This window comes from Acinetobacter sp. YH12255 (genome assembly GCF_013417355.1).
Taxonomy (GTDB): Bacteria; Pseudomonadota; Gammaproteobacteria; order Pseudomonadales; family Moraxellaceae; genus Acinetobacter; species Acinetobacter pseudolwoffii.
Genome location: NZ_VPEC01000062.1, coordinates 1 through 10,159 on the forward strand (window position 1 = coordinate 1; position 10,159 = coordinate 10,159).

A 10,159-nucleotide genomic window follows, 5' to 3' on the forward strand; every position below is an offset into this window, starting at 1 on the left:
CATGAGAAAGCCCATATAAATGGGTAATGTACAAGTTGCTGTAGAAGCATGTTTAATTCGTCTGATCACAGATACTTTATAAAGTATTTTAATACTTTTTTGAATCCGTCAATGCGTAAGTCCTAATAGTCTTCAGTTTAGAAATATTTTTTACTGCAAAGAACTTCTAATCCTCAGAAGTGTCCGCCTGCGGTGCATCTTGAGTAGGCAAGCTATATTCTTCATTGGCCCATGCGCCCAAGTCAATCATCTTACAGCGTTCTGAACAGAAAGGACGGAAATCATTCTCTTCCCAGGTCGTCAGTTTGCCACAGCGCGGACAGTTTAAAGTAGTGGGCATGAGATCAACTCCAAAGAAAAATAAAGCTTCGATTAGGCAAATATAGCCGCACTTGGTAGACTTATGCGGTTTTTATTAGTTTGATCTGATTATGCCGATTCGTCAATTTCAAGCACAGCGTATGCATGCACCCCGTGATTTTCAAAGCATCAGTCCTGAAGCGGTCTGCATCGAAGTCGGGGCGGGTAAAGGCAAACATGCTTTGTTATTTACCAAGACCCACCCCGATACTCAACTGATTGCGATTGAACGTACCCGCGAAAAATTCCTGGCCATGCAAAAACAGCACGGGATTGAAGGTCAGGCCAATTTACAGACCGTTCATGCCGATGCTTTGCCGTGGATCGTGCATGCATTGTATCCAGAGCAGGTAGAACAATTCTTTATTTTGTATCCAAATCCGGAACCGCATAATCCGGCGCAGCGCTGGGTCAATATGCCATTTTTTGAGTTTTTACTTTCCCGTTTAAAGACGGGTGGAACCATTACACTGGCCAGTAATATTCCTGCCTATATCGAAGAAGCAGAACAGCAGGCAGAACAACTGTGGAAATTACCTTTTATTAAAGAAGTCATTGCCCAGGATTCAGCACGCACCCATTTTGAAATTAAATATCTGGAACGTGGGGAATTGTGTCAGCAACTTATTATTACTAAACCTGAAGCTTATGTGACACGGTTTGATGATTTCCAGCCTTTGCAAGGGCAGAATGCTAGCATCGCGGAATAATCAGATGAGCAAACGTATTGCCATTGTTGGCGCTGGCCCTGCCGGGTTAATGGCCGCAGAAGTGCTCAGTCAGTTTGATTATGAGCTGCATGTCTATGAGCAAAAGCCGTCTGCTGCGCGTAAATTTCTGATGGCAGGTAAAACCGGCCTGAATATTTCCCATGCCGAGCCTGTGCCACAGTTTGTACAGCGTTATGATCAGGTGGAGTGGTTGTCGCCATGGGTCAAACAGTGGGATGCTGTCTGGATTCAAAACTGGATGCAGGAACTAGGCATTGAGCCTTATATTGGTTCATCCGGTCGGGTATTTCCCACAGAGATGAAAGCTGCTCCCTTGCTGCGTGCCTGGCTCAAGCGCTTGGCCAGTCATGGCATCCAGTTTCATTACCGGCATAAAGTCAGCCGACTGCATCAGCAACAGCTTGAGCTGCACGATCTAAAAAATAATGAACTTCGCACTGAAAAATTTGATGCAATTATTTTGGCCTGTGGCGCAATATCCTGGTCAGAACTGGGCAGTGACGGCGCATGGCAAGCCTGGTTAAAACCCGATGAGATTGAGGCTTTTCAGGCCAGTAATGCCGGGGTGGAATATCCATGGTCCAAGTTCATGCAGCCAGTCTTTGGTCAGCCTTTAAAACGTGTAGAAGCCTGGGTCGGGCAAGGTGAAAAAACCACGGGTGACATTGTGATCAGTCATTATGGGCTTGAAAGTGGTTTGATTTATAAGCAGGGAAGAGGTTTACGCGAACAGCTAAAACAAGGTCAGCAAATGCAACTGAGTCTGGATTTATTTCCTGACCAAAGTGTGGGGCAATTGGCGAAAAAATTACAGCCGACTAAGAAGCAGTCTTTAAGCAATGTTTGGCGTAAAGCCGGATTGGATGGTGCCAAAGCGGCTTTGGTGCGTGAACTGGTGGCCAAGACTTGGTGGCAAGATGCTGCTGAATTAGCCAAGCAGATAAAACATTTGACCATTCCACTTACAGGCTTTCGTCCGATTGAAGAAGCGATTAGCTGTGCAGGTGGGGTCAAGCGTGAAGTGCTGTCGGAACAGCTCCAACTTAAATCCAATCCGTATGTATTTCTTTGTGGGGAAATGCTGGACTGGGATGCACCGACTGGAGGGTATCTGCTGACAGCCTGTTTTGCTACAGGCCGGGCGGCAGGTGAAGGGGTGCATCAGTTCCTAAAGGCCAGCTAAGTCATTTTATGCTGAGGGAGAAAAAGACTTTATTCTGAAATGCAGACCAAGCCTGGACAGTATCATGCTTATTCAAGGTGCCTGTATGCACCCGTTGAGCTTAGATGTTCGCTGTGTATTTTAGTCAAGCTTGGTGCAAGCAATGAGCTCCATGGAATTAACTGGTTGGGCGGGCAGATGCTGTGTTGGCATTCAGATCCGGATATTGCGAGCGCCAGCGTTCTAGTTGCTCTTGCGCATGCAGATATTTTCCTAAACCTTTGACACTTTCACTGGCCTCATTCACTGTTTTGGTTTGAGTCTTAGGACTATTTACCAATTTGTCCTGATGTTGCCAATATTGATACATCATGCCCTGAATATAACGGCCCTGTTCGGTTTTCAGTTCTAAATCCTTCAGCATATTTAGGGCTGACTGTACATGATCGCGCTGGCGTTGCTGAATAAACTCCGGACTCAAGCTGTCTTCATCACGCATGCTGTTTAATTCTTTTTCCAGCTCCGCACTCATTTCCTGAAAACGTTGCTCATAATCGGTCAGTACTGCAATATCATGTGGATCCTCAGTGGTTTTGGGGAAGTCTTTCAGCGGCTCGGTTTTCAGTTCCTGCATCACCTGATCTGAAGCCGTACTGTCTGCAGCCGGTTCGGTACTTTCTGATGTTTTCTGGTCACATGCCATGAGCAGCATGACTGCTGCAAACAGGGCAGTGCGTGTCATTCCTGATATTTTATGCATGATTGACTCCTGTTTTTAATTAGTTTTTTTAAATACGTATATATGAGTAATATAAGGAAAATCAATCATTTCCTCTATACCTTTGGCTGTATAGTCCCAGATAATCTGTTCAAACTGTTGTTTGAGCTGTGCTTGCCGGGATGCTGGCATGGCTGCAATAAAGCTGGTCGAGAGTAGCCGTTTTGATACCACCTGCTCCACACTGCCCTGTTGTTGCCGAGTCATGCTGATTTCGGCATAGGGCTGAAACAGGGTTTGTTGTTCAAATACCTTGCGCCACGCTCCGCTATGATAACGCGGGGTATCACCTTCTAATGGGGCGATACACTCTGCCAGTGCCTGAACCCAGGCTACCCGGGTATCCCGCTGATTCCAGACCAGAACCAGATAAGCATCGGGTTTGAGGACTCGGTTGAGTTCCTGTAAGGTCTCTGCATTCGCAAACCAGTGAAATGACTGTGCACAAAATACCGCATTCAGGCTATGATCAGGCAAGGGGAGTTGATGGCTCAGGCCTTCAACAGCCTCAATGTCCGGATGGGCCAGTTTTAATTGTGCCAGCATTTCCGCAACCGGATCGACAGCGATGATGTTTTTACTGAGCGGGCGTAAATAAGGAATAAACTTGCCGGTCCCACTGCCTAAATCCAAAAGACGCGCATCGACAGGCAAAGTCAAAGTATCGGCCAGCCACTGACTGATCTCTGCCGGATAATCGGGACGCACTTGCTGATACAGCTCGGCAGATGCACTAAAACCCCGTTTTGCTGCCGGATGTAATGATTGTGTCATATTTTGCGCTTTTTAATCTTTTTGATCGATATAAAATAGCATATTCACTTTTTTGACAGCATTCATTGATTGAATTGTTGTGGAAGGGTTCGATTTACCAGCACGGGAAAGTTATGGACAAGCAGATTGTTTTTGAAGATGAGCATATACGCGCGATTTTTATGCCGGGGTCATCTTCAGAATTGATTTTTTCATTTGGCGATTTGATTACCCGTGCCAAGGGCCTCAACATCAATGCAGAAAAGTCGCTACAGAAATTTGAATTCAATGTTCTGGGTATTATGCCCAAGCACAAGTCCTGGTTCCCGCAAGGTTCCATGTGGAACATGTTAAAGGCAGTGGCTGAACTGATTGCGCCGTTTCAGCAGCGGGTTGCCTATGGTGGCTCGATGGGTGGCTATGCCGCGATCAAGTATTCCCGCGCCTTAGGCGTGCAGCGCGTGGTGGCGATGGTGCCGCAATATTCGATCAATCCGGATGATGTACACGATGCCCGCTACAATATGTTCTATCAACCAGAGCTGAATGCAGGAATGCGGGTTGAAGCCGAAGATATCGATAGCACGTGCGAATATATTATTGTTTATGATCCGTATTGTGCCGAAGACCGTGCGCATTATCTGAAATTACAGGCCCTGATTCCGCAGCATCATGTGCTGCATTTGCCATTTACCGGACATGATGCCATTGCCGTTCTGGCCAGTTCCGAATTGCTGTATGACTTTTTGGTACATGATTACGAACCGAGTTATTTTTACCAGAAAATGCGTCGGGTCAAGAAAAACAGCAAGTTCTATTATCGCAAAGTCATTGAAAATGTTTTGCCACGCCATCGTATGGCCTTGGGGCGTATCCTGAAAAATAATGATCTGCAACTGGATAATCAGTTTTTTGATGCCAGCCAGAAACAGGTGATCTTAAGAGAATTATTGCAAAATAAACAGGTCGATCAGCATGACCTGCTCAAGCTCGGCATTCATGTCAATTTGCCGCAGGAAAATCGTCAGTTGCTTCTGGATCAATATGGACATGGTCTGGTATTTAATGTCATCAGTCATAAAATCGAAAGTTATGCAGAAGGCGCGATTGCCCTGAACCATAAATTCCTGATTCCAATTTATGCCAAAGGCAATGGCCTATTGAGCATCAGCTTGAATGATGAGCGTTATCTGGTGGTGATGAATGACCGGCATGTCATGAAACTGATCAAGGAGCAGGATGAACTCAGTCTGGGCATGCACCCGATTCTCATGAAACGTTATAGCGATTATTATATGTTCAGCTATAAGCACTTGAATTTAAGTACCAATGAGTATGGCGCTGCGGCCTTTATCGATGAAAGTGACAAAAATACGCAGTTTGTGACGCACAATGAAATAAACTAGCTTTATTTTTTAATAAAAAACAATTACTTGACATGTGATTGGCTAGGCATAATATAGAGATAGGCGGTACAAATAATATCCACCCGTACTGCTCCCGATAGTTGAAACGAACCAGGGGGGCTCTATATGATGCAATCTGCCCAGATGATACAAGTCTGTTTCATGGTCGGTTTAGCGCTGCCCAATCTGGCACATGCAGAAAGTGTACATCCAGCCGTGATTATGATGAGTGCATCGATTATTTTCATGATCATTCTGGCGGTGTATGTGATCTATAAAATCCGGCGTTCATTGCGCAATCATCTCGATAAACCGCTGGATTAAGATTGGCAGAGCGGAAACTGCTTGAAAAGCCTCAATGACTTGTTTTAAATGATAAAGATCAATGGTTCAACAGGATTGAGGGAACAGCCATGAAAGCCGTTTATTTAGACTATGCTTCTCTAGACCAACAGGATTTGGACTTTCAGGCACTGCATGCAGCCTTTGATCCGCTTGTGTTGTATCCAACGACTTCGGCTGCCGAGATTGCTTCCCGCGTGGCCGAGGTTGAGGTCATTATTAGCAATAAAGTACTGATTGATGCTGCGACCATTCAGCAATCTCCTGAACTGAAACTGATCCTGATTTCTGCGACCGGCAGCAATAATGTCGATCTGGCAGCAGCCAAAGCACGTGGCATTGTGGTCTGTAACTGTCAGGCCTATGGAACGTCTGCGGTTGCGCAACATACTTTAATGTTAATGCTCAATCTGGCCACTTCATTTCTGTCTTATCAACGTGCGCTACAACAAGGCCAGTGGCAAAAATCTTCACAATTCTGTTTGCTGGATGCGCCAATTGTCGAGCTGGCCGGAAAAACACTGGGCATTGTCGGTTATGGTGAACTGGGCCATGCGGTGGCGAAACTGGCTGAAGCTTTTGGCATGAAAGTTCTGATTGCGGCGCTGCCAAACCGTCCAGCAGATGCATCCCGTGTAGCATTTGCCGAGTTGCTTGCTCAAGTTGATTTTCTCAGTCTGCATTGTCCACTCACTGAAGACACCCGGCATTTGATCAGTCATGCTGAACTCGAAGCCATGAAGCCAAGCGCATTTTTAATTAACTGTGCGCGTGGCGGAATTGTCGATGAAGCAGCCTTGGCGCAGGCGCTGCGTGAGGGTCAGATTGCCGGTGCAGCGACCGATGTTTTAACGGTTGAGCCACCGAAAGAAGGCAATGTCCTGCTTGATGCTACAATTCCAAACCTGATTGTGACGCCGCATAATGCCTGGGGCAGTGTTGATGCACGGCAGCGCATTGTGAATCAGATGGTCGAAAATATTGAAGCTTTTAAAAATGGCCAGCCGATACGGCAGGTGAATTGATTTTTAACCCTTCTCTTGAAGTGAGTATTTTTTGCTGAAAGATAAATAAAAAGCCCATGACGGGCTTTTCTTATAAATCAGTCACTGCATAGCTGGTGGCAGTGCCGGAACCGGATTGAGGTTGCATCTGTGGTGTTGTGGTTTGCTGAGGCGCAGAGGATTCACTCAAAGGCTGTTGCACAATCGGTGCTGCTTGTTGAGGGTTGGCGCGCCACACTTCTTTGGTTTTCTGGATTTTCTGATTGGTTTGTTGGGCTGCTTGCGTAGCTCCCTGATCGACTTTTTGTGCGGTTTCTGAAGCCGCTGCCTTGGTATTTCCCCAAGCACGATCTACACCTGGTTTGACTTTGGCAATGCCTTTTTCAGTCACTTCACCGACTTTTTCTGCGGTATTGATGACGCCTTCCTGAGCTTTATAGGCAAAGACATGCAAAAGATTTGGATTGGTGCCATATGGCGCAATAGGTTTGCTGGTTTGTGCTTCTGATTCGGTTGCAGCTTGTGTCAATACCGGAATGCAGATTAAAAATGCAGTGCCGAGAATAATAGCTTTTTTCATCATCATAATGTGATCGACCTCGAAGTAGTCAAATAGCGATCTTTTGTTTGATTTTGAGTGTAGCGGATAATTTCACGAAAACAATGAAGATCTGATGGATTCGCGAGCACTTCCAAGAAGTACAATTTAGCTTTTTTGTAATGAAAGACGGCGCGGTGAGATATGAAACCGGTTTTTATTTATTTTAGATAAAGAATTGCCCCATTTTCTGAATAAAAACAGGGCAGGATGCTTAGTCACATTGAGTTAATGCATCTTTGGCAAAGTGATGGCGGAGTGAAATAAAGTTTTTTTGTACATTTTTGGCATGTAGATCAAACTTTTGTGCAGTGCTGGTGCCGTCGCGCTGGAAAGTTGCTGAACCTGCATCCATCAGGGTAAGGCCTTTAAATGACCATTGTTCAACGACACGGTTATTGCCAAGATCGCCGGTAAATTCAATCACGCATTTGTCGAGGAACTTGGTCAGTTTTGCCTTGTTGTTGGTGGTTTCTGGAGATACTTCGAGGTTTTGTACTTCCTGTAAGACGCCAACTTCAAGCTGCGGGATTTTTGGTGCAGATGTACAAGCTGTAACTGCGATACTCGCAAGACCCGTCAAAATAAGAGCTTTAAATTTCATATGATTCTTTCTTGTTGAGTGTTGTTAGGTTGAGTATAGGGAATCTATAGAGAAAAGCATATAGTTTCCCATCATTACAACAAGGTAAGCTAAATTGTATTCATAGGTGTAATAGAAGAAAAAGGCATAACACATTCTTTTTCTAATAATATTGAGCATAGTTGATACAAAAATTGATTAGGAGAGAGATTTACAAACTCACTTACAATTGGCCTTAATGTACCCTGCAATAGTTCATTAGCTTCACTAGGTCTATATCGAGCAACAGTACCAAGATAGAACATACATAATAAAGTATAGGATAAGTGTGGTAATTCGGCCGTTTTTAAATCAACGTAATAACGATATCCAGTATTTGTAAGAATAGGTGCAATATCAAATTTACAATATTCTTTTAGGATATTCTGATAAATCGTATTCATATTTTCTCTAGTATAAGGCTTTCGAGACTTGGATCTGTATACTATTTTCCCTTCACGAGGGAGGCCTTCTTTGAAATAATTTAATCTTTCATTTTTAAGAAATCTGTTTATATCAACTTTGGTTTTTTGTTCATTATCAATAAGAATTTCGGTAAATAATTTATTATGTTCAGGGTTAGAGGTGGATCAGGAAATTTGAACAACACTTATAAGTGATATTTTGCTCCCCAAATGATGTTATAAACATCAATATATGGAGTATTTTATGGCACGTAGACCAAGAAGAAATCATTCAAATGATTTTAAAGCTAAGGTAGCACTTGCTGCGATTAAAGCAGAAAAAACACTTGCTGAATTGAGTGCTGAATTTGATGTTCATCAAAACCAAATTATCGACTGGAAAAATCAACTGATTTCAGCTTCCTCGCAAGCTTTCGATCAATCAAAAGCTCCAACAGAACCACCCATCGATTTAAAAAAACTACATGCAAAAATCGGTGAGCAGGCATTAGAAATTGATTTTTTAGAAGGTGTGTTGAAGAAACTGGGCCGCTTCAACCACAAAAGTTAATCGATGACTCACTTCAGATTTCAGTATCTAAGCAAGCTCAGCTGCTGAAAGTCTCCCGTGGTTGTTATTACTATCGCCCAAAACCTGTGAGTGCATCAGATCTGAAGCTGATGCGGTGTATGGATGAGTTACATATGCAATACCCTTTTGCAGGTAGCCGGATGATGCGTGATTTGTTGAATCGTCAAGGACATCATATAGGACGACGTCATACACGTACTTTAATGAAGAAAATGGGCATTAATGCGTTATATTGCAAACCAAATTTAAGCCAGGCTAATCAAGCTCACCGCAAATATCCATATCTGCTCAAAGGATTGGCTATTCAACGGAGTAATCAAGTGTGGTCTACGGATATAACGTATATCCCTATGGCAAAAGGCTTTGTTTATTTATGTGCTGTGATTGATTGGCATAGCCGCAAGGTACTTGCGCATAGAGTATCGATTAGTATGGAGGTTACATTTTGCATAGAAACATTAAATGAAGCTATTGAAAAATATGGTCGACCTGAAATATTTAATACAGACCAAGGCAGTCAGTTTACCAGTGATGCATTTATTGATGTATTGAAATCAAATGGCATTCAAATCAGTATGGATGGTAAAGGTCGATGGGTTGATAATGTGATGGTTGAACGATTATGGCGGAGCGTTAAATATGAAGAGGTGTATCTCAAAGCCTACAGCAATGTTTTGGATGCGAAGAAGCAATTAAACGCATATTTTGAATTTTATAATTTGAAACGACCTCATTCGAGTCTGGACAAAATGACTCCAGATGAGTTTTACTATGACCAGCTACCACAACAAAATAAGGTAGCTTAACTAGAGCAGAGTATCACTTATAAATAAGCTTTTAGTTGTTCAAACATGTGGGACCACCTCTGTTAGTTAAGATTTCTATCTGAATAGGTAGTAATTTTCTTTTAGGTAGAAGTCCTAAGCCATGACATAGACTATGAATTTCGGGAATATTAGTTACGGCTTGGCGAAAATTAATATTAAAAGGATGAGTGATTTTCTTACCTAGAGTTTCAGAAAAAGTAGCAAATATATTTACTCCTTCGTTAGATTTTGGCTTTACCTGAATAGTACTGTCTGTGCCAAGCGGTAAATTTAAACCATGATGCTCATGTACGGTTTCTAATTCAATTTTATTATAGGACAAAAAGCATTTTACAAGGTTCAGCATCCCATAATAAAGTAATGTTGCTCGAGTTGGTAAAAGAATACTGTTAGCGGCTTTATAAAAAGATTCAGCTAAAGATGAGAAATATAAAGAACGCTCTAAGAAAATTTTCTCTGTACACGACAAAAATAGATAACTCATTGAAATAATGTCACAATAATTGTTTTCTAACGACGAATACTATGACACATCTCAATGAGTTATATCTTATCTTAAACAAATCTCTAAAATGGAACA

General features: G+C 43.0%; 13 protein-coding genes. 6 read left to right on the forward strand and 7 right to left on the reverse strand.

The annotated features are described in order from the left end of the window. Positions 1-166 precede the first annotated feature (166 nt). On the reverse strand, positions 167-340 hold the full coding sequence (locus tag FTV30_RS14540; RefSeq protein WP_005095374.1) for a DNA gyrase inhibitor YacG: 174 nt from the start codon (positions 338-340) through the stop codon (positions 167-169). Between the two features lie 85 nt (positions 341-425). On the opposite strand from FTV30_RS14540, the gene FTV30_RS14545 reads away from it, so the two are divergent. Both FTV30_RS14545 and FTV30_RS14550 read left to right on the forward strand, forming a co-directional pair. Further along, entirely contained in the window at positions 426-1,070 is a 645-nt protein-coding gene (locus FTV30_RS14545) for an SAM-dependent methyltransferase (protein WP_171063366.1), read from the forward strand. Between the two features lie 4 nt (positions 1,071-1,074). Continuing rightward, the gene (locus tag FTV30_RS14550; RefSeq protein ID WP_180001834.1) at positions 1,075-2,274 is read left to right on the forward strand and encodes a TIGR03862 family flavoprotein; all 1,200 of its coding nucleotides are present in this window, start codon (positions 1,075-1,077) and stop codon (positions 2,272-2,274) included. Between the two features lie 157 nt (positions 2,275-2,431). On the opposite strand, the gene FTV30_RS14555 is transcribed toward FTV30_RS14550, so the two are convergent. Together FTV30_RS14555 and FTV30_RS14560 are read right to left on the reverse strand one after the other, a co-directional pair. Continuing rightward, entirely contained in the window at positions 2,432-3,013 is a 582-nt protein-coding gene (locus FTV30_RS14555; RefSeq protein ID WP_180001835.1) for a hypothetical protein, read from the reverse strand. A 15-nt stretch (positions 3,014-3,028) separates the two neighbouring features. Beyond that, a complete protein-coding gene (locus FTV30_RS14560) occupies positions 3,029-3,805 on the reverse strand; it encodes a class I SAM-dependent methyltransferase (RefSeq protein WP_074383957.1) in 777 nt (258 codons plus the stop codon). 113 nt (positions 3,806-3,918) lie between these two features. Between FTV30_RS14560 and FTV30_RS14565 the strand changes: the two genes are divergently transcribed. The 3 genes from FTV30_RS14565 to FTV30_RS14575 all read left to right on the forward strand — a co-directional run bounded on the left by FTV30_RS14565 (position 3,919) and on the right by FTV30_RS14575 (position 6,557). Then, positions 3,919-5,190, forward strand: a complete 1,272-nt coding sequence (locus FTV30_RS14565; RefSeq protein ID WP_159516193.1) for a hypothetical protein — start codon at positions 3,919-3,921, stop codon at positions 5,188-5,190. A gap of 126 nt (positions 5,191-5,316) precedes the next feature. Then, complete coding sequence (locus tag FTV30_RS14570; RefSeq protein ID WP_005172920.1) at positions 5,317-5,514, forward strand: hypothetical protein; 198 nt, start codon at positions 5,317-5,319, stop codon at positions 5,512-5,514. Between the two features lie 89 nt (positions 5,515-5,603). Beyond that, positions 5,604-6,557, forward strand: coding sequence for a 2-hydroxyacid dehydrogenase (locus FTV30_RS14575; RefSeq protein WP_180001836.1), 954 nt, complete (start codon positions 5,604-5,606; stop codon positions 6,555-6,557). A gap of 70 nt (positions 6,558-6,627) precedes the next feature. Here FTV30_RS14575 and FTV30_RS14580 read toward each other — a convergent pair whose 3' ends face one another. The 3 genes from FTV30_RS14580 to FTV30_RS14590 form a co-directional block, all read right to left on the reverse strand. Next, on the reverse strand, positions 6,628-7,122 hold the full coding sequence (locus FTV30_RS14580) for a hypothetical protein (RefSeq protein WP_180001837.1): 495 nt from the start codon (positions 7,120-7,122) through the stop codon (positions 6,628-6,630). 226 nt (positions 7,123-7,348) lie between these two features. Further along, positions 7,349-7,738, reverse strand: a complete 390-nt coding sequence (locus FTV30_RS14585) for a hypothetical protein (protein WP_005095392.1) — start codon at positions 7,736-7,738, stop codon at positions 7,349-7,351. Between the two features lie 89 nt (positions 7,739-7,827). Next, entirely contained in the window at positions 7,828-8,307 is a 480-nt protein-coding gene (locus tag FTV30_RS14590) for a YaaC family protein (protein ID WP_180001839.1), read from the reverse strand. Positions 8,308-8,425: 118 nt separating this feature from the next. Between FTV30_RS14590 and FTV30_RS14595 the strand changes: the two genes are divergently transcribed. Continuing rightward, a protein-coding gene (locus tag FTV30_RS14595) for an IS3 family transposase (protein ID WP_223235881.1) occupies positions 8,426-9,558 on the forward strand; the annotation gives its coding sequence in 2 pieces (ribosomal slippage) (positions 8,426-8,678 and positions 8,678-9,558; 1,134 coding nt in all). A 31-nt stretch (positions 9,559-9,589) separates the two neighbouring features. On the opposite strand, the gene FTV30_RS14600 is transcribed toward FTV30_RS14595, so the two are convergent. Further along, a complete protein-coding gene (locus FTV30_RS14600) occupies positions 9,590-10,063 on the reverse strand; it encodes a YaaC family protein (RefSeq protein ID WP_180001838.1) in 474 nt (157 codons plus the stop codon). Positions 10,064-10,159 lie beyond the last annotated feature (96 nt).

What these genes read in the sequence shown, in the direction of transcription:
- FTV30_RS14560 (WP_074383957.1), bottom strand. Translation starts at nt 3,805, where the DNA reads ATGACACAATCATTACATCCGGCAGCAAAACGGGGTTTTAGTGCATCT.
- FTV30_RS14550 (WP_180001834.1), top strand. Translation starts at nt 1,075, where the DNA reads ATGAGCAAACGTATTGCCATTGTTGGCGCTGGCCCTGCCGGGTTAATG.
- FTV30_RS14580 (WP_180001837.1), bottom strand. Translation starts at nt 7,122, where the DNA reads ATGATGATGAAAAAAGCTATTATTCTCGGCACTGCATTTTTAATCTGC.
- FTV30_RS14540 (WP_005095374.1), bottom strand. Translation starts at nt 340, where the DNA reads ATGCCCACTACTTTAAACTGTCCGCGCTGTGGCAAACTGACGACCTGG.
- FTV30_RS14570 (WP_005172920.1), top strand. Translation starts at nt 5,317, where the DNA reads ATGATGCAATCTGCCCAGATGATACAAGTCTGTTTCATGGTCGGTTTA.
- FTV30_RS14585 (WP_005095392.1), bottom strand. Translation starts at nt 7,738, where the DNA reads ATGAAATTTAAAGCTCTTATTTTGACGGGTCTTGCGAGTATCGCAGTT.
- FTV30_RS14555 (WP_180001835.1), bottom strand. Translation starts at nt 3,013, where the DNA reads ATGCATAAAATATCAGGAATGACACGCACTGCCCTGTTTGCAGCAGTC.
- FTV30_RS14575 (WP_180001836.1), top strand. Translation starts at nt 5,604, where the DNA reads ATGAAAGCCGTTTATTTAGACTATGCTTCTCTAGACCAACAGGATTTG.
- FTV30_RS14565 (WP_159516193.1), top strand. Translation starts at nt 3,919, where the DNA reads ATGGACAAGCAGATTGTTTTTGAAGATGAGCATATACGCGCGATTTTT.
- FTV30_RS14600 (WP_180001838.1), bottom strand. Translation starts at nt 10,063, where the DNA reads ATGAGTTATCTATTTTTGTCGTGTACAGAGAAAATTTTCTTAGAGCGT.